The following is a 24870-nucleotide window of genomic DNA, read 5'->3' as shown; positions in this document are numbered from 1 at the left end:
TCGCGCAACGCGGCGGTTCACGGCGATTTGTGACACCCGGTTGCTGTTCAGGCAAAGGTTCAGGAACAAGCGGGCCTGTCGCCGGATTGGAATGCTGAGCACTGACTCGCGAACGATATCCTGGAAAATCGGCGGGGTGAACAAAGCAGGACAGAGCGCGAGGCCGCGGCGGTTCTGTCATGGGCGGCGCTGGTCGCGGCGGCCCTAATCGCCCTCTGGGCCACGCGAGGAACTGACCAACTGGCATTGGGGATACTGCTGTCATCGGTCACCTTGCTCATCCTGTTATCATTAGTCGAGCTGGTCTGGCGGGCACTTGAGGCGATGTTTGGTTCCGGGCAATCGGATCCGACCGATCGACCGGAGCGGCGCGGATCATGAGCGCTTCGAGGATTGCATGAACCGCAGGCTGCAGATCATGCGCGCACTGCGGCGAGGTCGGCGGATCTTGCGCGATCGCCGAAGCGAGCTCGCGCTTGGTATCGAGCGTATGGGACTCTTATCCTTGAGATTCCCGGCGATCGTGGCCAGTGTTGCGGCGGTGCTGGTTGTTGCGGCCGGGTTCGGCATTCCACGGATCCGTATCGACGATTCGCTAAGCCAGCTCTTCAGGTCCGATACACCTTCGTTCAGGCAATATGAGCTGGAGTCGCGTCGCTTTCCCTCCAGCGAATTCGACGTCCTCGTCGTGATCGAAGGAAAATCGCTGCTCGAGCGTACCTCACTTAGCCGTTTGCGCAACCTGGTCACCGACTTGCAGCTCATCGATGGGACGAGGGGCGTGATTTCGCTGTTCTCGGCCCGCGAGCCGCCGCAGGGCGACCGGCCGCCTGCGCCGCTGGTCCCCGGTCAGCTGCCGCATGGCAACGCCTATCAAGCATTGGTTTCCCGCATCGCTTCGAACGAGATTATTCGCGGCAAACTGTTGTCGAAGGACGGCGATCTCACCCTGATCGTACTGGCGCTCGATCCCCAGGCGGCACGGGGCGCCAAGCTCGCTGCGATCGTCCACGATATCCGCTCCACCGCCGCAGGCGACCTTGCCGGGACGGGGCTGAAGGCAAGTCTCACCGGCGTGCCGGTCATGCAGCTCGAAATCCGCCATGCGCTGGAGCGCGACCGGGTCATCTACAACGCCGCAGGCTTTGCCGCCGGCTGTCTGATCTCAATTCTGTTCTTCCGCCGGGTGTCGTTCATGGCCGTTGCGGCGGGGCCGCCGCTGATCGCGATCCTGCTTGGTCTCGGCACCCTGGGCTGGCTGGGATTCAAGCTCAACATCTTCCTGAATGTGATGACGCCGCTGATCATGGTGATCAGCTTCTCCGACAGCATGCAGCTCACCTTCTTTGCCCGCGATAGGATGATCGCCGGCAAGGATCGATTTGCGGCGTTCCGCGATGCCATCATCGTCGTGGGGCCGGCCTGCGTGCTGACCCACGGCACGGCAGCCCTATCGTTTATCGCGCTGCAGTTCACGCAGTCGGACCTGATCCGCGCCTTCGGCGAGGCCGGCCTGATTGCAACCGTCATTGCGCTGGTGACGGTGCTGCTGCTGGTGCCGCTGTTCGGAATCCTGCTGGTTCGCCACGAAGCCGGATTTGCAGAACGGGCCCGGCGTGCCGATCGGGCGGTGAATGCGCTGCGCCTTGCCTGCGGCTGGATCGCAGGCCGCATCGTTTCCCGTCCTGGGCTTTATACGATGATCGGGCTCCTCGCCGTGATCGGCTTCGGTTCGATCTACGAACATCTGCAACCGCGCTATCGCCTTGCCGACGAGGTGCCCGACCGCGGCCAGGCGGTCGCAGCGGCCGGTCGTCTTGATTCCGAGCTGACCGGATCCAACCCGATCAATGTCATGATCCAGTTCCCGAAGGGCGCATCGCTCTATGTGCCGCAAACGCTCGACGTTATCGCCGAGGTCCACGGCATCATGGAGCATCAGCGCGGGATCAGTAATGTCTGGTCGCTCGAGACCCTGCGGCGCTGGCTGGCGCAGACCGGCAAGCCCGATACAGCGACGCTGAAGCGCTATGTCGACATTCTTCCCCGCTATCTGGTGCGGCGGTTCGTGTCCGCCAATCAGGATGCCGTGGTCGTCGCCGGGCGCGTCCCCGACATCGATGCCAGCCAGATCCGCCCAATCGTAGCCTCGCTGGACCGGGCGCTGGATGCGGTGCGGAAGCAATATCCGGGCTATGCAATTTCCGTGACGAGCTTGTCCGCGGTCGCGGCGCAAAACAGCGCAAGGATGATCGAAAAGCTCAGTCGCGGCCTGACAGTGGAGGCGGTGTTCGTCGCCGCCTTCATCGGCCTCGCTTTCCGATCGATGCAGGCCATGCTTGCCAGCATCCTGCCTGCGGTGTTTCCGATTGTGGTCGCCGGAACGGTGCTGTGGGTGCTGGGCGACGGCCTGCAGTTTGCCAGCGTTGTAGCACTCACTGTCTCCTTTGGTTTGGGCTTGAGCGCGACCATCCACTTCCTCAATCGCCTGCGGCTCGAGGAACTCCTGGGTGACGGTTCGGCCGCCAGCGTCAGGCGGGCTACGATATTGGTCGGGCCGGCCCTGATTCTGACCTCGGTCGTGCTGTCATGCGGGCTGATCGTGACGGTGTTCTCCAATCTGCCGGCGCTGCGGATGTTCGGGTGGCTCAGCACCTTCGCAATGGTTCTGGCTCTGGTTGCCGACCTGACCATCCTGCGGCCGACCGTCACCTTTCTACGGTCGACCTTCCAGAAGGCCGATCGTCGACGCGGATAGCATCGGCTCAGGCGTTCCTCGTTACGCGAAGTATTTCGCTGATCGTCCTGTCCGCGGAAGAAGCGAGCACATGCGAAACTGCATTGGGGCCGAGTCCGAGCTGCGCTCCAAGCAGCGGCAGCACGATGAGCAGCCCGATTGGAATGACCATGCCGTATGGCTCGGGTCTCGCGACCGGCGTTGCCAGCCCGCGGGGGAGTATGCCAACCAGGATGTTGAATATCGCCAGCACAACATTGATGACCAATGAATTCTTCGGGTCGCCCCGCATAGTCGTCGAGTGTTCTTGGAGGCAACCGGTTCCAGCCCGCAGATTGCCGGGGTCGTCGGAGCGCTATTCATGCGGATGCGTGGTTGCAGCTGAGGCAGATCCTGACGATTGTCATCGGGCGAGTGAAGGGCAATCGGCGGATGAGGGGAGCAGATCAGGTGCACGAATCCGTGGCCGCCGCAAACGAGCTGCGACGGCCGGTATCAATCGTCGAATCGAGACCGGACTGTCAGCTGCCGATCCTGCCGCTCAGCACCTTGCCGAACCGCTCCCAGGTCTGGCCCTTGAAACGCATCAATTGGAGCTGCTGGATTGGCGCAAACTCCGTCGGGCTGGTGTTGATCTTGATTCCCGGCAGCAACATCCCGGGGTCGTAATCCCTCAGGTTAGCCGCCTGCTTCATGACGTTCGCGCGGGTGAGATCGTTGCCGCATTGTTTCAGCACATGGACCATCGTGCGCGCAACCGCGTAGGCGTAGACGTTGCTGGCGTCGCTCTTATCCGCGTTGGGCAGGTATTTGTCCATGAAGGCGAGCCAGGCTTTCATCTCGGCATCGTCCTTCCACTGCGGGTCGGTGGGATCCTTCAGATAGGCCGCCGAGATGATACCCTGGGCTTTTTTGAAGCCTACCGGCTTGATCACGCTGCCGACCGAGGCGCTGACGTTGTTGAGGATGAACAGCGGGTGCCAGCCGAGTTCGTCTGCCTTGGCGATCGATTGAGCTGAGAACTTCGGCGTCGTGATGTCCACGAAGACGTTCGCGCCCGAAGCCTGCAGGTTGACCATCTCCGAGTCGATGGCCGGCTCGGAAACGTCATAGGCCTGCTTGGCGACGATCAGGTTGGCCTTGCTGCCAAGCCCATCCTCCAGACCCTTGAGATAATCCTTGCCATAATCATCGTTCTGGTAGAGGGCTGCGATCTTCGCATCGGGCTTGTTCTCCAGAATGTATTTTGCGTAAATGTGCGCTTCAGTCTGGTAGCTTGGCTGCCAGCCCATGGTCCAGGGAAACTCCTTCGGGTCATTCCACTTGGTCGCCCCGGTCGCGACGAAGAGCTGAGGGACCTTCTCTCCGTTCAAGTATTTCTCGATCGCCGTATTTGTCGGCGTACCCAGCGAATTGAAGATCAGGAGCACTCCGTCGTCCTCGACAAGCTTCCGTGCCTGCTCCACGGTCTTGGGCGGACTGTACGAGTCATCATAGCTGATGAAGTCGATCTTGCGGCCGTTGATGCCGCCCTCGTCGTTGATCTTGCGGAAGTAGGCGGCTTCGGCGGTCCCGATCACGCCGTAGGCGGAAGCCGGGCCACTGTAGGGCATGATATTCCCGATCTTGATCGAGGTGTCGGTGACGCCGGGTTCGTGTTTGCTGGTCGTGTTCTGCGCGGCAGCCATGCCGGCAGCCGCAAGCAATCCGATCGCCGCCAGCGCAGCGACGGGGCGAAGCGCAATCATCTGTTTCCTCCGATAGAATGGCCTTCAAGGCGCGTCGTCCCTGAAGCGCCAACATCTGGCTTCCGAGCTGGTTCCCCGACTTTCAACCGTCGCGGAATTAAATTGCGGTAATCGCCCCGAGATAGCTGAAGCCACTATTCGGCGACGCGCGGCAGATGCGGGGGGCGCGTCACGGAACGGCTCGCGATTGTGTTCGCAAGCGATGAGCAGACAACTCGGCAGGTCGTCCTGCGGCACCTGGCTGTGTGTCCGCGCGAGAATTAAATTCTGGAGGCGAAATTCGTCTATCGCCAGCCAGCGAAGCGCAACGACGCAGCTGCCGACGCAAAAGCAGACGTTCGCCACATCGAACTCTGGGTGTACGGTCTTTCCAGGGCCGGAAATTTCCTTTGGGCTCGTCCGGTCCATTTGCTGAGGGCACGCCCGGCCGGTGGCGCTCGGTCGGCGAAGTCAGAGGGCTTTGGGCGTTCTTGAAGGATTTCGACGAACGTGCGGGCAAGAACCGTCTTGGCGAGTGGTTTGATTTTCACGCCAAGCGGTAGTTTGCCGCCTCTCGTGGTGGGGGCGTGATCGAAGTGGCGCATGAGCGACACGGCGCGCGCAACAGCCATTCGAGACACCAAGAATCGCATCCGGGTGTTCAGCGGCCGGCGTCCGAAAGTTTCCAAGGAGGAAACCGCGCTTGGGGAACGTAAGGCGTGCCGCAGGCGCAATGGGGATTTGAGCGATGCGTAGGCGCATCTCCGATCAGTTGCCGTGATACACCGGCTTGCGGCCCTCCGCCTCAGCAGCTCTTCCTTCGTATGCCATGCGTGCCGTCGCGCTCTGGGTGATCAGACGCTTTGCGGCCGTCGCGGCGCGCGCTCGATTTTGGAGCGCCACACCGGATCATACAATTTACTCAGGGCGGGGAAGGGGGATGTCAACGATCCGATTCATCAAATCGCGCAGAGCAGAGGCTTCGCGTTTCCCCAGAGCCTCTTCAAAGGCTGTCTGCGCGCGCCGCCATGCAGCCAGGGCTCGGGTATGCGCCCTATGCCCCTGCTTTGTGACGGTAACGATGCGCTCCCGCCGGTCATTCTTGCCGACTGAAATTTCAACGAAACCATCACGCAGGAGCGGCCTCAGGTTATGCCCCATGGTCGCGCGGTCCATGGACATCAGCTTGGCCAGTCGCGCCATAGCCATCGGTCCCGACGTTACAAGGTAACCCAACAGGCTATATTGCGTCGATTTGAGCCCGCTCGAGGCAAGGGCAAGGTCGTAGTACCGGGAGAGACGCCTGGCTGCACGTCGGACTTGGTTGCAGTTACAACGTGCAGGCTCATCGACCCAATCCGATGCTTTTAGTGCTGCTTTCGGCATTAATACCCTCTCAATTCCCAAGATATCACCGGCTCGTGTTTGCTGTCGATAGTTCCAGAACAGGTGCGCGCGAGAGAGCGTTGCGCGCTTTGGTTTCCTGCCATATATCGACTATGGTTTGATATGCCCCTATTATTCAGGGCGCCCAGACTCAGCTCGCAGGGCGCGCCCGAGGAGGAAGACATGGAATCTCCCATCTTGATCACTGGTGCCGCAGGAACCGTTGGTCATGCTGTATGCGAGCTGCTGATCCGACAAGGATCCAAGGTGAGGGCCCTCGTTCGCAACCAGGACGTTCGATCAGCCAAACTTGCCGAGCTCGGGGTCGAAGTCGTCGTCGGCGATCTTCTCGACCTTCACGCCATGCATCGAGCGATCGAAGGCTGCGAGCGGGTCTACTTCGGTATGACGGTTTCGGCGTCGTATCTCGAGGCAACGGTCAATGCCGCCGCCGTAGCGAAGTATCATAATGTGAGCGCGTTCGTGAACATCTCGCAGATGACCGTATCGCAAATGAGCATCAATGCGACCACCGACAGCCCACAGCAGAAGCTGCACTGGCTCGCGGAGCAGGCGCTGAATTGGTCCGGAGTGCCTGTCGTGCATGTCCGCCCGACGTCATTCCTGGATACTTTCTTCCTCCTGCTATCGGCGAATTCAATCCGCGAGCATCAGCAAATTCGACTGCCTTTCGGGAATGGAAAGACCTCGCCGATCGCAAGTGAAGATGTCGCGCGGGTGATTGCTGCGATCCTCGAAGACCCGGGCCGGCACGTCGGCAAGATCTACGAACTGACGGGACCGCGCTCCCAGGACATGAACGGCGTTGCTGAAGAGTTCTCCAGGGCTCTCGGACGTCCAATCACCTATGTGGACGTGCCTTGGGAACCTTGGCGCAAGCAGCTTGAGGATAGCGGGAGGTTGTCTCCGCATGTACTTGCCCATCTCGCGACAATGGCTCTTCTCAAACAGCAGAACCGGTACGACCGCTTGACGTCCGATGTGGAGAAGGTCACCGGCGTGCCGCCGCTCAGCGTTTACGACTTCGTCCTGCGACGCGCCGATGTGTATACGGCGCGCGACTAGGAATACCCGACTTGCTCAAAGCAGGCACTTATTCGGCTTCGGTGGAGTGGTGAGGCAAGCGCTCTTGCGCTCCACGCAGCCAGGCTGCGTCGCGTGATTGCCGGCGAGAGACCCGCTAAACTCAGGTTGTAGAATGATCGGGCGCTCTTATCCCTGTCGCCCCACTGCGCCGGCCAGCGGCCGCGCCGTGTCGCGCATGCGCCGATGATCGCCCGGCAGAAACATCGCAAACGTTTCCCTAACGCGCGCGGCGGGCGTCATCGCGGCAGGCGATACATGGGCCGCATTTTTGGTTAAGCGAAACTCATCGATGTCCGGCCAGCGCAGCGCGACCACGCTGGCAGGAGATGTCACGTCGTTAGCGAAACCGAAGCAAGCATCGTAAACAAACAACGAAGCAAGGAACCCGGATACTGGAATAAGCGAATATCGAAAAACTGGCATAATGATTTGCGCCTTCCTGGCTGTCTCATTCGACACTGCCCGGGCGGCACTGAATCGCGCGTTTAACGGCCGGATCGATCTCGCAACACCGTTCGCGGCGCGTGAATAGGGTTCCGGCTTCTCGACGTGATCCGTAAACCTCTCGCTCACCAATGCCGTAAAGCTACTGACAACCAGCTTCTCTCACCTGATGGCAATGAGTCTCTGTCAGGTTGAGGCAAAGACGAGAACAAGAGGGAAGCGCATGTTCGTCGCTATCAGGATCGTGATGTTGATCGCCGTTGCATATGCCGGCTCTGCCGTTGGCGGGATGCAGTTTGCGCCGCTGCCGGGTTCGGCGGTTTCGTCCCAGCCGTAAGATACACAAGCCTCGCGATAACACCGGCCGAGCCGGCGCTATCGTCAGCAGTCGAGTGTGATCCCGCTACTCGGCGGCATCCTTCATCCGATCGCCCGTCTGCTCGCGCGGCTTGCCCTGTATCCTGTCCGAGAGGAAATTGGAGAGGCGATCGAGATAAAGATAGACGACGGGCGTCGTGAACAGCGTCAGCGCCTGGCTCACCAGGAGGCCGCCGACCATCGCATAACCCAGGGGTTGACGAATCTCGGCGCCGGTCCCGGTGCCGAGCATCAACGGCACGCCACCGAGCAATGCGGCCATCGTCGTCATCATAATCGGGCGGAAGCGCAGCAGCGCGGCTTCGCGGATCGATTGCCGCGGCGTCAGATGCCGCTCGCGCTCGGCGGCGATCGCAAAGTCCACCATCATGATGCCGTTCTTCTTGACGATGCCGATCAGGAGGATGATGCCGATCAGCGCGATCAGGCTGAAATCGAAGCCGAACGCCATCAGGATCGCGATCGCGCCGACGCCGGCGGACGGCAGCGTGGAGAGAATGGTCAGCGGATGGATGTAGCTCTCGTAGAGTACGCCGAGGATCAGATACACCACGATCAGCGCCGCCACGATCAGCATCGGCACCGTGCTCAGCGATTGCTGGAACGCCTGCGCGGTGCCCTGGAAGCTCGTCGCCAGCGTCCCGGGCACGCCCATCTCGGCCACGGCACTTTGCACCGCATTGGTGGCCTGTCCCAGCGCCACGTCCTGGGCGAGGTTGAAGCTGATCGTCACGGCCGGAAACTGTCCCTGATGGGCGATCGCGAGCGGCCGCACCGGGACATCGGTCCATCTGCAGAACACGGATAGCGGCACCTGATCGCCCGTCAACGGTGACTTGATGTAGATCTTGTCGAGCGTGTCGATCTTGCCCTGCAGCTCGGGCGTGATCTCCAGGATCACGTGATAGCTGTTCACCTGCGTGAAATACTGCGCGACCTGACGCTGTCCGAACGCGTCATAGAGCGTGTCATCGATCAGCTGCGGCTGGATGCCGAAGCGCGAGGCGATGTCGCGATTGATCGTGAGCTGGACCGTGGTGCCTTCGGTCTGCTGGTCGGTGGCGACGTCGCGCAACTGCGGCAACGTCTTCATCTTCGCCAGGATCTTCGGCGCCCATTCGTTCAGCTCGTCGAGGTTGGCGTCCTGCAGGGTATATTCGAACTGCGTCCGGGTCGCGCGGCCGCCCAGCCGCACGTCCTGCGACGCCTGCATGAACAGCCGCGCGCCGATGACCTTGTCGAGCTTGGGGCGCAGCCGCGCGATGATCTGTTGCGCGTCGACATTGCGCTCCTCGCGCGGCTTCAGGGTGATGTACATGCGGCCCGAATTCAGCGCCGTGCCGCCGCCGCCGATGAACATCGCAATTGAGGAGACCGCGGGGTCGGCCTGCACGATCTGGCTGAGCTCCTCCTGCCGCCGCTTCATCTCGGCAAACGAGATATCCTGCGGCATCTCCGAAACCGCGGTCAGGAAGCCGTTGTCCTGCTGCGGAAAGAACCCCTTGGGAATGATGACGAAGAGGTAGACCGAGAGCGCGACGGTTGCAAAGAAGACGCAAAGCGTGATGAAGCTGTGCCGCAGCGCACGATCGAGGCCCCGCTCATAGGTGTGGAGCAGCTTGTTGAACATCCGCTCGCTCCACTGGTAGAAGCGGCCGTGCCTGACCTCGTGATCGGCGCGCAGGAAGCGCGAGGCCATCATCGGCGTCAATGACAGCGAGACCACGAGCGACACGAAGATCGCCATCGCCAGCGTGACCGCAAATTCGCGGAATAATCGCCCGATGATGCCGCCCATCAGCAAAAGCGGAATCAGCACGGCGACCAGCGAGACGCTGATCGAGACGATGGTGAACCCGATCTCGCTGGCGCCCTTGTAGGCGGCGGCCATCGGCTGCTCGCCCTTCTCGACGTAGCGCGTGATGTTCTCGAGCATCACGATCGCGTCGTCCACCACGAAGCCGACCGCGATCGTCAGCGCCATCAGCGAAAGATTGTCCAGCGAATAGCCGAACACCCACATCAATGAGCAGGCGCCAAGCAGCGCCAGCGGCACCGTGATGCTCGGGATGATCGTCGCCCAGAAGCTGCGCAGGAACAGGAAGATCACCATCACGACCAGCGCAATGGTGATCAGAAGCGTGATCTGCACGTCCTCCACCGCGGCGCGGATCGTCAGGGTGCGGTCGCTGATGACCTTGATCTTGATGGTCGGCGGGATCGCCGCGACCAGCCGCGGCAACTGCGCCTTGATGCGGTCGACGGTGTCGATCACATTGGCGCCGGGCTGCTTGAAGATGACGAGGAACACGCCGCGCTGGCCGTTGGCCCAGGCCGCGGTCTTCACGTCCTCCGGGCCTGCCACCGCCTGGCCGATGTCGCGGACCCGCAACGGCGCACCGTTGCGATAGGCGATGATGACGTCGTTCCAGTCCTTCGCCTGCATCAGCTGGTCGTTGGCGTAGATCGTGAACGCATGCCGCTCGCCGTCGATATTGCCCTTCGGGCTGTCGGTCGTGGCGATCGCGATCTGGGCGCGCACGTCCTCCAGCGACAGGCCCTTGGCGACCAGCTTCGCCGGATCGACCTGGATGCGGATCGAAGGCTTTTGCTGGCCGCCGACAAAGACCTGGGCGACACCGGAGATCTGGCTGATCTGCTGCGCAAGCTGGGCGTCAGTGCGGTCGCTCACGGTGGTCAGCGGCAGCGTGTCCGAGGTCGCCGACAGGATCATGATGGGCGAATCCGCCGGGTTGACCTTGCGATAGGTCGGCGGCGACGGCAGGTTCTTCGGCAATTGTCCGCTGGCGGCGTTGATCGCAGCCTGAACGTCGCCGGCCGCCGCGTCGATCCTTCGGCCGAGGTCGAACTGGATCGTGACCGAGGTCGAGCCGAGCGAACTCGTCGACGTCATCTGCGCGATGCCGGGGATCTGTGCGAACTGGCGCTCGAGCGGCTGGGCGACGGAGGAAGCCATCGTCTCCGGGCTGGCGCCGGGCAGGCTCGCGGAAACCTGGATGGTCGGAAAATCGACCTGCGGCAGCGGCGCGACTGGCAACAGCGGATACGCGACCAGCCCCACGAACAGGATGCCCGCCATCAGCAGCGAGGTGCCGATCGGATAGCGAATGAATGGAGAAGAGATGCTGTTCTGCATTCCCTGAAACCATCGGCTGGCCAGCGCGTCTTCTCCGCCACACGATGGGAGCCGCGCTCTCGTGCCGAGCGCGAAATGTGCGTTTCCCTGAAGACCGTGACTGTGTTTTTGCGCCCCGGGACCATCGATGGTCCCTGAGGCCAGCATTGTTGTCCGCGAGCTTAGTCGGTTTGCGGTCGCATGCGAACGGAAAGCCTGTAGTGCGGATTAGACCTTTGTCCAACGCGCGTCTTCGCGGGCGCGAAATGATGAAATGATGCGGTGCCGCGGCAAACCACGCACGTGATCGGCCCCATCAGAGCGTCGCGCACCGCCACAGTCGATCGATCGCCGGCGTCAGCCATGACGATTTGGCTGGGCTGCCTGTTTGCTCGATTGAGTGTCCACGCAATCGCGCGGAGAAAAGAAATCCGAATCAGCGCGCCCCCAGCGCGGGCTTTCAGGCGCGCTCGGTCCTGACCGCGTTGCAACCATAGCAACGGAAGATGCGAATAGCCTCGTGCTTCGCCGTCCTCGGCAGGGCGGCCAGCAAGGTCATGTGATTTCCGCAGGCCTCGCACGAATACGTCACGGCCTCCGGAGACGGTTTGGCATCCGCCGGCATAACGCACTCCACCCTTAGCCCGACGCGGAGTGTGCGCGGCGCAATGGGGCGTAAGCATGATCGATGGTTCCGTAAGAGTACGGAGGCACGCGTGATTCGCAGTGTTTGTTGCGTCTGCGCTGTCGCGGCCGAGGCGCGGGGGCGCGCAATCGGCTGATTCGCAACGATTCGGGACGGTTTTCCGCCCAAACCGCCCTTTGCAGCCCCGGTTTCGATCGCGCCGGCCTTCGCCCAGTCGGGGGGCCGAACGACACCGTGCAGCGCCAGGCCTGCATGGCACGCCGCGGACACGCCCAACTCAAATCCGTGAAAACCCTGACGTTATTAACCTTCGGTTAACCATGCGTGCCGATTGTTAACCATTCGAAAAGACAACCGAGTCAGGGGCGATGAACGCTACTCAACAGCCAGCACGTCAGCAGGTTCGCATGCGCGGCCGTTCCTACGTCGCGTTCGTGTTCACGCCTGTCGTGCCGATCGTGTCCTGGCTCGAGGAGATCGACCAGACGCTGGCGCGCTCGCCGGGCTTCTTCACCGGTAAGCCTGTCGTGCTCGATCTGGCGTCGGTGGACCTCAGCGCCGCCGCGATCGCCCATCTCGTCGGCAGCCTTGATCAACGCAACATCCGCGTGCTCGGCATCGAAGGCGTCGACGAGGCGAAGCTCGGCGCCAATCTGCCGCCGCTTTTGACCGGCGGCCGGGCCTGCGCCATCACCCATGTCGACCCGTCGCCGCAGGTGAAGACCAAGGCGAAGTCGCCGTCGCTGCTGCTCGAGAGCCCGGTTCGCTCCGGTCAATCGATCGTCTTTGCCGAGGGTGACGTCACCGTGCTCGGCTCGGTCGGCTCCGGCGCCGAGATCGTGGCCGGAGGCTCGATCCATGTCTACGGCACGCTGCGCGGCCGCGCGATGGCGGGGATCAACGGCAACTCGGCGGCGCGGATCTTCTGTCAGAAGATCGAGGCCGAGCTGCTCGCCATCGACGGCTATTACCAGACCGCTGAACAGGTCTCTGACAGCTTGCGCAACCGGCCCGCTCAGGCGTGGCTCGAGGGCGAAATGCTGCGAATCACAGCTTTGAACTGATCGACCAGAAGGAGAAGAGAATGGCCAAAGTCTTGGTCGTGACGTCCGGCAAAGGCGGGGTCGGAAAGACCACATCCACCGCCGCACTTGGTGCTGCGCTCGCGCAGATGGGACAGAACGTCGTGGTCATCGACTTCGACGTCGGCTTGCGTAACCTCGACCTGGTGATGGGCGCGGAACGGCGGGTCGTGTTCGACCTCATCAACGTCGTCCAGGGCGTTGCGAAGCTGCCGCAGGCGCTGATCCGCGACAAGCGGCTCGAGAATCTCTGGCTGTTGCCGGCGTCGCAGACCCGCGACAAGGACGCGCTGACGGAAGAGGGGGTCAAGCGGGTGATCGCCGACCTCAGAACCAAATTCGACTGGATCCTGTGCGACAGCCCGGCCGGCATCGAGCGCGGCGCGACGCTGGCGATGCGCTACGCCGACGAGGCCATCATCGTCACCAATCCGGAAGTTTCCTCGGTGCGCGACTCCGACCGCATCATCGGCATGCTGGATTCCAAGACGGTGCGCGCCGAGCGCGGCGAGCGGGTCGAGAAGCATCTTCTGGTCACCCGCTACGACGCCGCGCGCGCCGCGCGCGGAGAGATGCTGTCGATCGACGATATACTGGAGATCCTGGCCACGCCGCTGCTCGGCATCGTGCCGGAAAGCCAGGACGTGTTGAAGGCCTCCAACGTCGGAAGCCCGGTGACGTTGAACAACGCGAGCAGCGCGCCGGCGCGGGCCTATATCGACGCCGTGCGCCGTCTGATGGGCGAGACGGTGACGATGACGGTGCCGGCCGAGCGCAAGGGGCTGATGGATCGGCTGCTGCGACGGAGGGCTGCATGATGAACCTGATGCGGCTCTTCGGCGGCCGCGCCGGCTCCGCGCCTGTGGCGCGGGAGCGGCTACAGATCCTGCTCGCGCATGAGCGCGGCCGGACCGGTGGTCCCGATCTTCTCGAAGTTCTCCGCGCCGAAATCCTCGGCGTGGTGTCCAAACATGTCGATCTCGACCCCGACAAGGTCGTGGTCAAGATGGACAGGGGCAAGTTCGTGTCGATGCTCGAGGTCGATATCGAGGTGCCCAACGGCGTGCAACGATCAATGATGGTGGCGGCCACATGACAGCAGACAGCAACAGTCATATTGCCTGGCAACGCGCGCAGCTCAGGAAGCATCGCGCGGCGCTGAAGGCGCTCGAAGTCGATCAGCTCAAGGATCCCACCTGCGGCACGAGCCGCCGGATGCAAAAGACGATCGCCGAGCTGGAGCGCAAGATCTGGGAGTCGGGCCGCTGCATCGCCGAATATGAGCGCCGGACCCGGCGTCCGCTGGCAACGGACCGCGGCAGCCTCGCCAGCGTGAGCTGGACGCACTGGAGCACCAGCCCGGTCAATGCCCGGCCGCATCGGCACCGGGCGTGAGGCCCGGTGACCTCGGGGTCCCGTCGTTGCGAGGAGCGATAGCGACGAAGCAATCCATCCATCCGCGCATTCGGAGACAATGGATTGCGTCGCTTCGCTCGCTGTGACGTGGAAAGGCCGGCGGCCTACAGCAGGAACGACAGCGCCGTCTCGCACTGGTCCTCGACCTTGAGCGCGAGCAGCTCGTCGGCGCGGGTGCGGCCGAGATTGACCGCGGCAATCGGCAGCCCGCGCTGCTTCGCCATCCGCACGAAGCGGAAGCCCGAATAGACCATCAGCGAGGAGCCGACGACCAGCATGGCGTCGGCCTGTTCGAGATGGGCTCGCGCTGATGCAACGACATCACGCGGCACGTTTTCTCCGAAGAACACCACGTCGGGTTTGAGCACGCCGCCGCAGGCCTCGCATGCCGGCACGGTGAAGGACGAAAAGTCCTCGTGATCGAGATCGGCGTCGCCGTCGGGCGCGTCGGCGGCGTCGAACTCCAGCCACGCCGAATTGCGCCGCGCCAGTTCGCCCTGGAACCGCTCGCGCGGCATCGTCGCGGCGCAGCCGAGGCAGCGGACCACATCGAGACGGCCGTGCAGGTCGATCACCTGCCTGCTGCCGGCCGCCTGATGCAGCCGGTCGACATTCTGGGTTAGCAGCAGCTCGCACTTGCCTTGCTCTTCCAGCCTTGCCAGCGCGCGATGCGCGCCGTTCGGCGCGGCGCGGCCGAAGCGCCGCCAGCCGACCATGCTGCGCGCCCAATAACGCTGCCGTGTGCCGGCCTCGCCCAGGAATGCCTGGATCGTGACCGGCCGCGTCCGCTTCCAGTTGCCGTTGCTGTCGCGATAGTCGGGAATGCCGGAATTGGTGCTGCAGCCGGCCCCGGTCAGGATAAACAGGCGCTGGTGGCGCGCGACGAATTGTTCCAGGGCGTGCTGCTGCATGCGGGCACATCTAGTGGCTCGGGCAGCGCTGCGCCAGCCCGTCAAGGCGCAGTCAACCCGAACAGATCGGCCGCGCCGGGCATGCCGCGCGGTCGATCTATGAACGCTCAGAGCCTGCACAATTTCTCCGCGTTGCCATGCGCAATCAGCGCACGGTCGGTGGCGGAAACCGGAATCTGATCCAGAAACGCGCGCGCCTTGGTCATCGAGGCATAAGGATAGTCGGCCGAGAACATGATGCGGCTGACGCCGATCTCGAGCAGCAGATCGAGGAACGTCGGCGGAAAATTAAAGCCCGCGAAAGTGTAGTGCAGATTGTCGCGCAGATAGGCGCTGACGGGACGCTTGAGCTTCGTCAGCTCGACCGGCATCACGTCGACCCGTTGCATGAAGAACGGCAGGCCTTCGCCCATGTGGCCGATCACGATCTGAAGCTTGGGAAAGCGGTCGAACACGCCGCCCAGCACCATGCGCAGCACATGCACCGCGGTCTCGATGTGCCAGCCGAAGCCGGGGCCGGCCAGCATCTCGGTGACGAGTGGCGCAAAGCCGCCGAACGAGGCGTCGATCACCGGCTTGGGCGGTCGCGTCGGATGCAGATAGATCGGCGCGCCCAGCGATTCGGCGGCCTCCAGCACCGGCCAGAAGAATTTGTCGTCGAGATAGCGTCCGCGCTGATGGCCGTTGATGACAGCGCCCGCGAAGGCCTCTTTGCTCAGGCGGCGTTCGAGCTCCTTTGCCGCAAGGTCCGGCGCCGCGATTGGCAGCGCGGCGAAGCCGGACAATCTTGCCGGATGCCTTGCGATCGCATCGGCCAGCGCGTCATTGGTGTCGCGCGCAAGCGTCACCGCCTCGGGGTGTCCAGTTGCTCGATGCCCGGCGCGGTCAGCGAGACGACCTGCATGTCGATGCCGGCGGTGTCCATCTGGGCGATCCGGCCTTCGCCGAGGTCACAGAGGTCGCGCATCAGTTGCTCGGCGCGGCTGCCGACCTGGCGAGCCTGCTCCTTGAGATCGCGGCCCGGGCCATCGAGAAAGGCGGGCGTGGCGAAATGCTCCTCAAGCGTGATGGTGCGCATGGCCTTGCTGCTCCGCTGCCGGATGTCACCCCTGACTGGGGGCGCCGGGTTGCTTCAATCCTTTAGGTGAATATTGGCGGTTTTCCGGGCGCGCTCTTCACGACAGCTCGACGCCGCCCGCGCAACCCGTTGCAGCGTTGCAAGCCTTGGCGAGGCGTGAGCCGATGACACCCCGCCTCACCGCGTCGGCATCACAAACACCTGGCCGGGGTAGATCAAATTGGGATTGTGGATTTGCGCCTTGTTTGCGCGGTAGATGCCCACGTAGCGCGGCCCCGCGCCCAGGGCGCGTCGGCTGATGCGCCACAGGCTGTCGCCGCGCGAAACGGTGGTTGTCGTGGTCTTGGGCACGACCACGGATGACGGCGAGGGTTTGTCCCGGACCAGGGTCGCGTTGGCGGCCGCCAGTCGCGGCTGCGAGGCGACGGGCGCTTCTGCCTGGCTCGACGCCGGGGGCAGTGTCGGTACGGCGCCGGTGGCCTCGACAACCGCATTGCCGGCCGCGGGCTCGGATGTCGGATGCGTGGACGGTAACCGGGTTGGCTCATTGGGGCTCATCAGCGCAACGACCGGCCGCTCGCTCGATGTGGGGTCGACCGCGACTGCCACGCTTTGTCGAGATACGACCTCCCGGCCGTCGCCCTGCCGCACGCGCAAGCTCAGGTCGTTTTTCCCTGGCGGAAGCGCGCGCGGGATCATGGCGAATTGGCCGGATGGATCGGCGACGACCCGATCGTGCGGCTCGCCGTTGCGCAACAATTCCACGGTGGCGCCCGGTGCCGCACGGCCCGCGATCACGGCCTCGCCGTTCGGTTCGACGCGAACGACGTCGAATTCGGGTAACTGGTCGCTGCCCGGCGTTGGAGGCGCAAGCGCGGCCGAAAGCTTGTCTGCCTCCGACTGCGCCGCAACGGCAGCGGCTGCGCCGTGATCGCGCGCGTCTGCCGCCGGCGCTGCGGCTGCAGCGCTCTTTGCATCGAGAGCCGCCATATTGGCTGGCGGCTGCTGCAAGGAGCGGGGGACATCCAACATCAATGCCACGCCGCCGCCCGCAACGAGTGCGATGAACGGCACAACCATTCGGCTGATCGATATGGCGGCCATGATTCACGTCCGTTGACCAACTCGCGCGGCTGTCGAAGAGCGCAGCGGTTCGACCTCCTGGCGAAGATTGCTCCGATTTGTTCAGTCCATCAAGCTCTCTGATTGGGTACACCTTCGGTCAGTCTAATTGACGCAACGCGGCACAAGCGCTGCGTCCGGCCGTCGCTCAGAACTCCAGCATCGCGTTGTCCACCACCTCCTTCATCACGAAGAAGGTGCGGGTCTGCCGTACGCCGGGCAGCGCGATCAGCTGGTCACCGTGGATGCGGTTGAAGTCTTCCATGTCGCCGACGCGGATCTTGAGGAAATAGTCGAAGTCACCGGCGACGAGGTGGCAGTCGAGCACGCATTTCAGTTTCGCCACCGCCTGCTCGAAGCTCGCAAAGCTTTCCGGCGTCGAGCGGTCGAGCACCACGCCGACCATCACCAGCGTGCCCTTGCCGACCTTGCGCGGCGCGACCATGGCGCGGACGCTACTGACGAAGCCCTCGTCGAACAGCGCCTGGGTGCGGCGATGGCAAGTGGCGGGGCTGACGCCGACCTGATCGGCCAGCTCGGCATTGCTGAGCCGGCCGTTCTTCTGCAGCAATCTCAACATCTTGAGGTCGATGCGGTCGAGGCGCGCAGGCATGGAAGAATCTTTCAGATAAAGCCAGCTTGACGAGAGAAAGCATAATAGATGCCAATCCAGATGCAACATTCACGGAAAGTCTGATCCGAGTTAGGGAGCACCTTTCGCATCCGCGGTGATAGGTGTTGCGCCGTTCCAAGACATCAACGGGGATGCCAGCATGCTGGAAAAATTCGCGCGCTATCCGCTCACCTTCGGGCCGACCCATATCGAGAAGCTCGATCGCCTCTCCAAGCATCTCGGCGGCAAGGTCGAGCTGTATGCAAAGCGCGAGGACTGCAACTCAGGCCTTGCCTTCGGCGGCAACAAGCTGCGCAAGCTCGAATACATCATTCCCGACGCGATCGCCTCCAACGCCGACACGCTGGTCTCGATCGGCGGCGTGCAGTCGAACCACACCCGCATGGTCGCGGCGGTCGCGGCCAAGATCGGCATGAAGTGCCGTCTGGTGCAGGAAAGCTGGGTGCCGCACGAGGATGCGGTCTATGACCGTGTCGGCAACATCCTGCTCTCGCGGGTGATGGGCGCCGATGTGGGCCTGGTCGACGAGGGTTTCGACATCGGCATCCGCAAAAGCTGGGAGCAGGCGATCGAGGAGGTAAAGGCCGCGGGCGGCAAGCCCTATGCAATTCCGGCCGGCGCGTCCGTGCACAAGTTCGGCGGGCTCGGTTATGTCGGCTTCGCCGAAGAGGTGCGCGCGCAGGAGAGAGAGCTCGGCTTCAAGTTCGACTACATTATCGTCTGCACGGTGACCGGCTCGACCCATGCCGGCATGCTGGTCGGTTTTGCCGCGGACGGGCGCGCGCGCAACGTGATCGGCATCGACGGCTCGTTCACCCCTGACCAGACCAAGGCGCAGGTGCTGGCGATCGCGCAAAACACGGCGAAGCTGGTCGAGCTCGGCCGCGACATCGTCGAGGACGACGTCGTGCTGATCGAGGACTACGCCTATCCGGCCTATGGCGTGCCGTCAGAGGCGACGAAAGAGGCGATCCGTCTCAGCGCGCGGCTCGAAGGCATGATCACCGACCCCGTTTATGAGGGGAAATCGATGCAGGGCATGATCGATCTCGTGCAGAAGGGCTTCTTCCCGGCCGGATCGAAAGTGCTCTACGCCCATCTCGGCGGCGCGCCGGCGATCAACGGGTACGCCTACACCTTCCGCAACGGCTGAGCCGGCGAGGCGCTTGCAGCCCTTAGCCGGATTGAGCCATCGGACGCATTCGCGCAATGCGTACCGCTCCGGCCGCGAGATTCTTGCGGAGGCGTGGCTGACTAGTCGCCGCCCCATGTTAAGGTTCGTGTCAGGTTCGCCCGGTAGCTTGGTTCCGCCGGGCGAGTCGGGAGACATCACGTGTGGATGATGAATGCGTTCGGCCGGGCCATTGCTGCCTTGGGCGCCGGCATCATCGCCGTCGGGCACTGGTTCTGGGTGTGCGAGGACCATCCCTGCCTGCTGCATGGGCGGGTATGGGAGTTCGAGCTCTATACCGGCATCTTCCTGATCGGAGTCGGCGTGCATGCGCTGGCCTCCTGGTACTGGTTCGACCACCTCAGACAGCCGAATCGGCCTGCTGCGTCATCGGTTCGGGAGCCGAGCTAGGGGTCGGCTACGACTATGTGTCTGGGTTGACATATATAGAACAAAATAGGAACATGTCGCTGTAACCAGAGGATGTGGCGGTTGCCTCATCCGCGGCGGTGCGGCGCGGTCGCAGGACCAACGATAGCCTCCTCACCACCTGCGGTGAATCTTCACGCTCCTTCTGTGATCGGTGCTGGGCTGGGGGGCGTATCATGAGAGTTGCGATCTGGACGGTCGTCGCGGCCGCGTGGCTAATTGCTTCAGCGACATCGTCGCATGCGCGCGGTCCGTACGGATCGATCAGCGTCGGCAACTGGAAGGGCGGCGCCTACACCAACGACCAGAACGGCGCGTTCACTCATTGCGCTGCGGGCAGCTCTTATCAGAGCGGCATCTATTTCATGGTCTCGATCGGCGCGAACGGCAGCTGGCGATTGGGCTTCTCGCATGAAAGCTGGCGGTTGACGCCGGGTGAAGCCTTCCCGCTCGCCCTGACCTTCGACGGCCAACCGGCGTTCAACGTCTATGGCATGCCGATCGGAGCGCAGCTCGTGAGTGTTGAGTTGCCAGTGAACTCGGCGCTGGTCAACCAGTTCCGCAAGGCGCGGCAGATGACGGCCTTCGCGCAGGGACAATTGTTTCAGTTCAACCTGAATCAAACCGCGCAGTTGCTGCCCGCGCTGCTCAATTGCGTGATGTCGGTCAAGAAGAACGGCGTCGCCAATGCCGGCGAGTTCGCGGTCGCTGTGAAGCCGGCGGCTGCGACGCCGCCGCCGCAGGCTACACCGAGCTCGCCGCCGAAGCAGGGCAAGTCCGGGACGCAGACCGGCACTGGTTTCGTGGTCAGCAGCAATGGTCATGTCGTGACCAACCATCACGTCATCGACGGCTGCGGCGGGATCACGGGCAATCTGAGCGGCGAGGCGCCGGTCAAGCTGCGGCTGGTGTCCGGCGACGAGACCAACGACCTGGCGCTGCTGCAGGCGCCGACCCCATTCAAGGACGTCGCGAGCATCCGGCAGAACGCCATCCAGGTCGGCAACGGCGTCGTGGCGATCGGCTTTCCCTATCATGGACTGCTGACGTCGGATTTCACCGTGACCACGGGCATCGTGAGCTCGCTGAGCGGCATCCTCAACGATACCCGCTTTCTGCAGATCAGCGCCGCGGTGCAGCCGGGCAACAGCGGCGGGCCGCTGTTCGATCTGACCGGTGCCGTGGTCGGCGTGGTCGCCGCCAAGCTCGACGCGGTCAGGGTCGCGCGAGCAACGGGCACCATCCCGGAGAACATCAACTTCGCCATCAAGACCGGCGCGCTGCGGGATTTCCTCGATAACAGCGCGGTGGCGTACCGGACCGCAGAGTGGCGCGAGGAGATGAAGAAGGAGACGGCCGAGATCGCCAGGAACGCGCGCGGATATACGCTGCTGATCACCTGCACGGTGAATGAGCAGAGCGCGGGCGCGAAGCGGCAGGGCAATTGAGGCCGTGTCTTCTCCCTCCGCACAAGCGGGGCGAGGCGAGGCAAGCGTCGGGGCAAGCATGAATCACCCCGGACGCCTCAGCGTATGCACCGTGATCTCGGCCGGACAATTGAGCCGCACCGGCGCGAGGCTGGTGCCGGCGCCCGCCGATGTGTATCCGGCGAGTGTGTCGAAACGCCAGGCGCCGGCGCCCATCCGGCGCGGCAGCCGCGCTTCCAGCTTGATCGGGATGCCGCCGGGCAAACAGAGCTGGCCGCCATGGGTGTGGCCGCTCAGCATGAGATCGAAGCCGGCCTTTGCTGCCTCGCGATATGATTCCGGCGTATGCGCGAGCAGGAGCGAGAACGCTTCGTGCGGGATGGCCGCGGCGGCTTTCGGAATGTCGTCGGCGCGATAGAAATGTGCATCGTCGATCCCGGCAAGATAGATCGTCTCGCCACCGCGCTTGATCGCCTCGGATTCGTTGAACAACATCCGAATGCCCATCGCTTCCAGCGCCGGCGCCATCCGGATGCTGTCGTGATTGCCAAGGATGCCGTAGAGCGGCAGCTTGATCCGCGCGCAGAGATCCTTCATCGCGGCGAGGCTGGCGTCGAACGGACCGAAGGTCCTGCCGCGATAGTCGCCGGTCAGCACGCAGATGTCGCAGGCGATGTAGCGCACGATGTCCATCAGGTGCCGCATTGCCCCTGGGCTGATGTCGGCGTGGAGGTCGCTGAGCTGAAGGATGGTGAAGCCGTCGAAGGCCGCCGGCAGGCGCGCCGAGATCACCAGGTTGCGCCGCACTTCCACCCGGTCGGCGTTGCGTCGCGCGCGGCCATAGAGGCCGGTGGCCTTGAGCGCGGCCTCGACGAGCCTTGGCGCGCGCTTCCAGTTCTCGACATTGAACAGCAGCGTGCCTTGCCCAAACAGCTGCGCCTCATGCCTGGTCTCGACCGCCAGCCGGCGCGCGACATGGTCGGCGCCGATCCGCTCGATCAGTCCTTGCAAATCGGTGTCGATCATCGCCCTCGGTCTGGACCCGCGGCGGAACGCGGCGGGTTCGGCGCGACACTATCACGCCGGCGCGGGCAAATCGTGGCGATCCGCTCAAACGACGGGCACACGCCTGGCGGCGACCGCGGCCGGCGAGATCACCTCGATGTCGAGCGGCACCTGCCAGCGTTCGGTGAAGCGCACCTGGGGCGGCGCGTTGCTGCCCTGCGCGCCCTGCAGCACGAAGCCGTCATAGCCCGAATTCATCACCTCGTTGCACTTCTGCACATAGACGGGGAAGCCGCCGATATAGGGCATGAACACGCGGGGACGGCCGGGGATGTTGGCGCCGACATACCAGGAGCTGCAGGTCGAACGCAGCGAGACCGTCGAGACGTCGTTGACATGGGCGACCCAGGCATCCTCATCTTCGCGGAGCGGCTCGATCGTACCGGCGCCGATATCGCGCATATGGCCGAGGCAATCCGCCAGCCAGTCGACATGCTGCTCGATCGCCTGGATCATGCTCGCCAGCACCGACGGGCTGCCGGGCCCGGTGATCATGAACAGATTCGGAAATCCTTCCGAGGCGAGGCCGAGATAGGCGCGAGGGCCGGCCCGCCATTTCTCGGCGAGCGTCCGGCCGCCGCGGCCGGTGATCGCAATTTTGTCGAACGAGCCGGTCATTGCGGCAAAGCCGGTCGCCGAGACGATCGCGTCGACCTTGTATCCGGTGCCGTCGACGACGATGGCATCATGCGTGAAGCACTCGATCGGCGTTTTCGACACGTCGACCAGCTTCACATGCGGCAGATTGTAGGTCTCGAAATAGTTGGTGTCGACGCAGAGCCGCTTGCAGCCGAACACGTTCGGCGGGCACAGCAGCTCGGCGGTCGCCGGATCCTTGACGATGCTGCGGATCTTGTTCCGCGCGAAATCAGCGATGGTATCGTTGGCGGCCTTCTCGAACAGGAGGTCGCCGAACGAGCCGAGGAAGGGCAGGCCGCCGCGCCGCCAGGCTTCCTCATATTGCCGCTCGCGTTCGTCCGCGCTCGCCTGCAAGGCGGACTGGGCGTTGAATGGGAAGTAGAAGCCGGTCGGGCGCGCGCGTGCCTTGGCGCGCAATTCAGGATAATGCGCCTTGGCTTCTTTCAAATACTCCGCCGACAGCGCCTCGTTCCACGCCGGCACCGACCAGGTCGCGGTGCGCTGGAACACGGTAAGCTGCGAGGCCTGCTGCGCAATGATCGGGATCGACTGGATCGCTGACGATCCGGTGCCGATGACACCGACGCGCAGGCCAGTGAAGTCGACGCCCTCATGCGGCCATTCGCCGGTGTGATAGATCGGCCCGCGGAAATCGCTCATCCCGGCAAAGGCCGGACGGTTCGGCGCCGACAGGCAGCCGACCGCCATGATGCAGAATTTTGCCGCAACCTTGTCACCGCGATCGGTCTCGATCGTCCACATGCCTGCGGCTTCGTCGAAGGTCGCCGCGGTCACTCGGGTGTCGAACACGATCTGGCTGCGCAGGTGGAAGCGGTCGGCGACGTGGTTGGCGTAGGCGAGGATCTCGGGCTGTGGCGAATATTTCTCCGACCAGCTCCATTCCTGGTCGAGCTCTTCGGAGAACGAGAAGGAGTATTGCAGGCTCTCGACGTCGCAGCGCGCGCCGGGATAGCGATTCCAGTACCAGGTGCCGCCGACGCCGCCTCCGGCCTCATACACGCGTGCGGTAAAGCCGAGTCCGCGCAGCCGATGCAGCATGTACATGCCGGCGAAACCCGCGCCGACCACGACGGCATCGAACGTTCCCGTTTCCGCAGGGCGCGCATTGCCGCGCGCGGCACTCTCCTGAGCCATGGCGGTCTCTTCCCTGTGTTGGTCTCTTCATTTGTCCTGGCTGCGCCTCGTTGGACGCAGCAAGGAAAAGATTAGGGCGAGTTCGGCGAGGCCCGCAAGCACGTGCATGGCCGTGTCGGGTATGGCTCCTATGCCGGGGCCACGGCAAATAGCGGTGACCAGTGGTGGTCTGGTAAGGCATTTCATCGTAACCTTTCACCCACAGGGAAAGGATCAAGGTCCGTGAAGAAGGAAGAGCTTGAGGCGATCTTGAAGCAGGGTGACCTGGAACCGATCGAAGGCTATCTGGAAATGGTCGCCACCGAACCGCGCCTGCCTGTGGTCGCCATCGGAATGTGCCTGCTCAGGATGGAGGAGGCGGCTCCTCCATTGCGCGCCCTGGTCGCGCGCGCCGCGAATGGTGAATCGCTATCCGATGAAGAGGTCGTGCTGTTGTTTCGCGGCCTGTACATTCTGGGTGGAGGCCGCGACACCGCAGCTTGCCGCGATTTACTGCGGCTGCTGCGTCGCCCCGAGTCCGAGCTCGATGATGTGCTCGGAGACGTTTTGACTGAAAGCATGGCCCGCATTGTGGCGGGCGTTTTCGACGGCGACGTCGACGCGTTGTTCGGCCTCGTTGCGGATCGATCCGTCGATCAATTCGCCCGTGACCAGATTTTCGGTGCCGCGACGTTCCTCACTTGGGATGGACGCATCGAGCTCGACCGGATGCGGCGCCTGCTTGTGGCATTCTACGAGGACAAACTCGCTGAGGACGAGGACCAGGCCTGGTACGGCTGGCAGCAGGCAATTGCCTTGTTGGGGCTGCGCGATCTGGCCCCGATGGTGCATCGCGCGATCGATGATGGCTGTATCCCGGACTGGATGCTTGGACGCGGCGAGTTCGACGACCTGCTTGCCGAGGCCGAGCAGAGACCCGAGGACATCAGTCGCTTTGAGGAAGCCCATCTTGGTTACATCGCGGATGTGGTCGAAGCGTTGGAGTGGACCGATCACGATGATACCACCGACCAGCTCTCCGACGACGATCTCGGTACGCAATGGATACCCACGGAGCCCGTGAGGAATCCCCTGCGTCACGTCGGACGTAATGATCCATGCCCGTGCGGAAGCGGCAAGAAATACAAGAAATGCTGCCTCACCAATCAACCTTGAGCCCGGGATTGGGCCGGTCCGCGGC

General features: G+C 63.3%; 22 protein-coding genes. 10 read left to right on the top strand and 12 right to left on the bottom strand.

The features are described 5' to 3' along the window. Positions 1-418: 418 nt before the first annotated feature. A complete protein-coding gene (locus MTX19_RS38695; RefSeq protein ID WP_280984638.1) occupies positions 419-2758 on the top strand; it encodes an MMPL family transporter in 2340 nt (779 codons plus the stop codon). A 7-nt stretch (positions 2759-2765) separates the two neighbouring features. On the opposite strand, the gene MTX19_RS38690 is transcribed toward MTX19_RS38695, so the two are convergent. The 3 genes from MTX19_RS38690 to MTX19_RS38680 form a co-directional block, all read right to left on the bottom strand. Further along, the gene (locus MTX19_RS38690; RefSeq protein ID WP_280981850.1) at positions 2766-3005 is read right to left on the bottom strand and encodes a hypothetical protein; all 240 of its coding nucleotides are present in this window, start codon (positions 3003-3005) and stop codon (positions 2766-2768) included. A 253-nt stretch (positions 3006-3258) separates the two neighbouring features. Continuing rightward, entirely contained in the window at positions 3259-4425 is a 1167-nt protein-coding gene (locus tag MTX19_RS38685) for an ABC transporter substrate-binding protein (protein WP_280984637.1), read from the bottom strand. Between the two features lie 957 nt (positions 4426-5382). Then, on the bottom strand, positions 5383-5850 hold the full coding sequence (locus MTX19_RS38680; protein WP_280981849.1) for a MarR family winged helix-turn-helix transcriptional regulator: 468 nt from the start codon (positions 5848-5850) through the stop codon (positions 5383-5385). 183 nt (positions 5851-6033) lie between these two features. Here MTX19_RS38680 and MTX19_RS38675 point away from each other — a divergent pair, with 183 nt between their 5' ends. After that, complete coding sequence (locus MTX19_RS38675) at positions 6034-6936, top strand: SDR family NAD(P)-dependent oxidoreductase (protein WP_280981848.1); 903 nt, start codon at positions 6034-6036, stop codon at positions 6934-6936. Between the two features lie 147 nt (positions 6937-7083). Here the strand turns inward: MTX19_RS38675 and MTX19_RS38670 are convergent, their stop codons facing one another. After that, positions 7084-7380, bottom strand: coding sequence for a hypothetical protein (locus MTX19_RS38670; RefSeq protein ID WP_280985767.1), 297 nt, complete (start codon positions 7378-7380; stop codon positions 7084-7086). A gap of 424 nt (positions 7381-7804) precedes the next feature. Next, positions 7805-10936 carry a multidrug efflux RND transporter permease subunit gene (locus tag MTX19_RS38665; RefSeq protein WP_280981846.1) on the bottom strand — a complete coding sequence of 1044 codons (3132 nt, stop codon included), beginning with the start codon at positions 10934-10936 and terminating at the stop codon, positions 7805-7807. A gap of 993 nt (positions 10937-11929) precedes the next feature. On the opposite strand from MTX19_RS38665, the gene minC reads away from it, so the two are divergent. The 4 genes from minC to MTX19_RS38645 are packed head-to-tail and all read left to right on the top strand — an operon-like array spanning position 11930 to position 14038. Further along, positions 11930-12625: a septum site-determining protein MinC gene (gene minC, locus MTX19_RS38660; protein WP_280981845.1), complete on the top strand. Its 696-nt coding sequence runs from the start codon at positions 11930-11932 to the stop codon at positions 12623-12625. Between the two features lie 20 nt (positions 12626-12645). Then, positions 12646-13461, top strand: coding sequence for a septum site-determining protein MinD (minD, locus tag MTX19_RS38655; protein WP_280981844.1), 816 nt, complete (start codon positions 12646-12648; stop codon positions 13459-13461). Continuing rightward, on the top strand, positions 13461-13739 hold the full coding sequence (gene minE / locus MTX19_RS38650) for a cell division topological specificity factor MinE (RefSeq protein WP_280978347.1): 279 nt from the start codon (positions 13461-13463) through the stop codon (positions 13737-13739). Before minD ends, minE begins: the two co-directional genes overlap by 1 nt. Beyond that, the gene (locus MTX19_RS38645; RefSeq protein ID WP_280975114.1) at positions 13736-14038 is read left to right on the top strand and encodes a hypothetical protein; all 303 of its coding nucleotides are present in this window, start codon (positions 13736-13738) and stop codon (positions 14036-14038) included. The genes minE and MTX19_RS38645 overlap by 4 nt, the downstream gene beginning before the upstream one ends. Positions 14039-14163: 125 nt before the next feature. On the opposite strand, the gene MTX19_RS38640 is transcribed toward MTX19_RS38645, so the two are convergent. From MTX19_RS38640 to MTX19_RS38620, 5 genes are all read right to left on the bottom strand, one after another. After that, a complete protein-coding gene (locus MTX19_RS38640; RefSeq protein WP_280981843.1) occupies positions 14164-15015 on the bottom strand; it encodes an NAD-dependent protein deacetylase in 852 nt (283 codons plus the stop codon). Between the two features lie 62 nt (positions 15016-15077). After that, on the bottom strand, positions 15078-15818 hold the full coding sequence (locus MTX19_RS38635; protein ID WP_280981842.1) for an amidohydrolase family protein: 741 nt from the start codon (positions 15816-15818) through the stop codon (positions 15078-15080). After that, a complete protein-coding gene (locus MTX19_RS38630; protein ID WP_280981841.1) occupies positions 15815-16048 on the bottom strand; it encodes a hypothetical protein in 234 nt (77 codons plus the stop codon). The genes MTX19_RS38635 and MTX19_RS38630 overlap by 4 nt, the downstream gene beginning before the upstream one ends. A 177-nt stretch (positions 16049-16225) precedes the next feature. Further along, positions 16226-17152: a LysM peptidoglycan-binding domain-containing protein gene (locus MTX19_RS38625; RefSeq protein ID WP_280981840.1), complete on the bottom strand. Its 927-nt coding sequence runs from the start codon at positions 17150-17152 to the stop codon at positions 16226-16228. A gap of 166 nt (positions 17153-17318) precedes the next feature. Beyond that, on the bottom strand, positions 17319-17783 hold the full coding sequence (locus MTX19_RS38620; protein ID WP_280981839.1) for an Lrp/AsnC family transcriptional regulator: 465 nt from the start codon (positions 17781-17783) through the stop codon (positions 17319-17321). A 160-nt stretch (positions 17784-17943) separates the two neighbouring features. Here MTX19_RS38620 and MTX19_RS38615 point away from each other — a divergent pair, with 160 nt between their 5' ends. From MTX19_RS38615 to MTX19_RS38605, 3 genes are all read left to right on the top strand, one after another. Continuing rightward, positions 17944-18957 (top strand): 1-aminocyclopropane-1-carboxylate deaminase, encoded by a 1014-nt coding sequence (locus MTX19_RS38615; RefSeq protein ID WP_280985766.1) that lies wholly within the window; start codon positions 17944-17946, stop codon positions 18955-18957. 186 nt (positions 18958-19143) lie between these two features. Then, positions 19144-19386 carry a hypothetical protein gene (locus MTX19_RS38610; RefSeq protein ID WP_280984636.1) on the top strand — a complete coding sequence of 81 codons (243 nt, stop codon included), beginning with the start codon at positions 19144-19146 and terminating at the stop codon, positions 19384-19386. 194 nt (positions 19387-19580) lie between these two features. After that, entirely contained in the window at positions 19581-20852 is a 1272-nt protein-coding gene (locus MTX19_RS38605; protein ID WP_280981838.1) for a trypsin-like peptidase domain-containing protein, read from the top strand. Between the two features lie 63 nt (positions 20853-20915). Here MTX19_RS38605 and MTX19_RS38600 read toward each other — a convergent pair whose 3' ends face one another. Together MTX19_RS38600 and MTX19_RS38595 are read right to left on the bottom strand one after the other, a co-directional pair. After that, the gene (locus MTX19_RS38600; RefSeq protein WP_280981837.1) at positions 20916-21857 is read right to left on the bottom strand and encodes a metallophosphoesterase; all 942 of its coding nucleotides are present in this window, start codon (positions 21855-21857) and stop codon (positions 20916-20918) included. A gap of 84 nt (positions 21858-21941) precedes the next feature. Beyond that, positions 21942-23690 (bottom strand): NAD(P)/FAD-dependent oxidoreductase, encoded by a 1749-nt coding sequence (locus MTX19_RS38595; RefSeq protein WP_280985765.1) that lies wholly within the window; start codon positions 23688-23690, stop codon positions 21942-21944. A 222-nt stretch (positions 23691-23912) separates the two neighbouring features. Here MTX19_RS38595 and MTX19_RS38590 point away from each other — a divergent pair, with 222 nt between their 5' ends. Next, a complete protein-coding gene (locus MTX19_RS38590; protein WP_280981835.1) occupies positions 23913-24845 on the top strand; it encodes a DUF1186 domain-containing protein in 933 nt (310 codons plus the stop codon). The last annotated feature ends 25 nt before the right edge of the window (positions 24846-24870 follow it).

Origin of the sequence: Bradyrhizobium sp. ISRA464, assembly GCF_029910095.1 — a bacterium.
In the GTDB taxonomy this organism is placed as follows: domain Bacteria; phylum Pseudomonadota; class Alphaproteobacteria; order Rhizobiales; family Xanthobacteraceae; genus Bradyrhizobium.
The sequence above is the reverse complement of the archived record's forward strand: the minus strand, read 5'-3'. Positions and strand labels throughout refer to the sequence as shown.

Bases quoted from the DNA above. Each gene is read 5' to 3' on its own strand.
- MTX19_RS38665 (WP_280981846.1), bottom strand. From the start codon at position 10,936: ATGCAGAACAGCATCTCTTCTCCATTCATTCGCTATCCGATCGGCACC.
- minD (WP_280981844.1), top strand. From the start codon at position 12,646: ATGGCCAAAGTCTTGGTCGTGACGTCCGGCAAAGGCGGGGTCGGAAAG.
- minC (WP_280981845.1), top strand. From the start codon at position 11,930: ATGAACGCTACTCAACAGCCAGCACGTCAGCAGGTTCGCATGCGCGGC.
- MTX19_RS38625 (WP_280981840.1), bottom strand. From the start codon at position 17,152: ATGGCCGCCATATCGATCAGCCGAATGGTTGTGCCGTTCATCGCACTC.
- MTX19_RS38615 (WP_280985766.1), top strand. From the start codon at position 17,944: ATGCTGGAAAAATTCGCGCGCTATCCGCTCACCTTCGGGCCGACCCAT.
- MTX19_RS38670 (WP_280985767.1), bottom strand. From the start codon at position 7,380: ATGCCAGTTTTTCGATATTCGCTTATTCCAGTATCCGGGTTCCTTGCT.
- MTX19_RS38630 (WP_280981841.1), bottom strand. From the start codon at position 16,048: ATGCGCACCATCACGCTTGAGGAGCATTTCGCCACGCCCGCCTTTCTC.
- MTX19_RS38610 (WP_280984636.1), top strand. From the start codon at position 19,144: ATGATGAATGCGTTCGGCCGGGCCATTGCTGCCTTGGGCGCCGGCATC.
- MTX19_RS38680 (WP_280981849.1), bottom strand. From the start codon at position 5,850: ATGCCGAAAGCAGCACTAAAAGCATCGGATTGGGTCGATGAGCCTGCA.
- MTX19_RS38595 (WP_280985765.1), bottom strand. From the start codon at position 23,690: ATGGCTCAGGAGAGTGCCGCGCGCGGCAATGCGCGCCCTGCGGAAACG.
- MTX19_RS38605 (WP_280981838.1), top strand. From the start codon at position 19,581: ATGAGAGTTGCGATCTGGACGGTCGTCGCGGCCGCGTGGCTAATTGCT.
- MTX19_RS38675 (WP_280981848.1), top strand. From the start codon at position 6,034: ATGGAATCTCCCATCTTGATCACTGGTGCCGCAGGAACCGTTGGTCAT.
- MTX19_RS38695 (WP_280984638.1), top strand. From the start codon at position 419: ATGCGCGCACTGCGGCGAGGTCGGCGGATCTTGCGCGATCGCCGAAGC.
- minE (WP_280978347.1), top strand. From the start codon at position 13,461: ATGAACCTGATGCGGCTCTTCGGCGGCCGCGCCGGCTCCGCGCCTGTG.
- MTX19_RS38645 (WP_280975114.1), top strand. From the start codon at position 13,736: ATGACAGCAGACAGCAACAGTCATATTGCCTGGCAACGCGCGCAGCTC.
- MTX19_RS38600 (WP_280981837.1), bottom strand. From the start codon at position 21,857: ATGATCGACACCGATTTGCAAGGACTGATCGAGCGGATCGGCGCCGAC.
- MTX19_RS38620 (WP_280981839.1), bottom strand. From the start codon at position 17,783: ATGCCTGCGCGCCTCGACCGCATCGACCTCAAGATGTTGAGATTGCTG.
- MTX19_RS38685 (WP_280984637.1), bottom strand. From the start codon at position 4,425: ATGGCTGCCGCGCAGAACACGACCAGCAAACACGAACCCGGCGTCACC.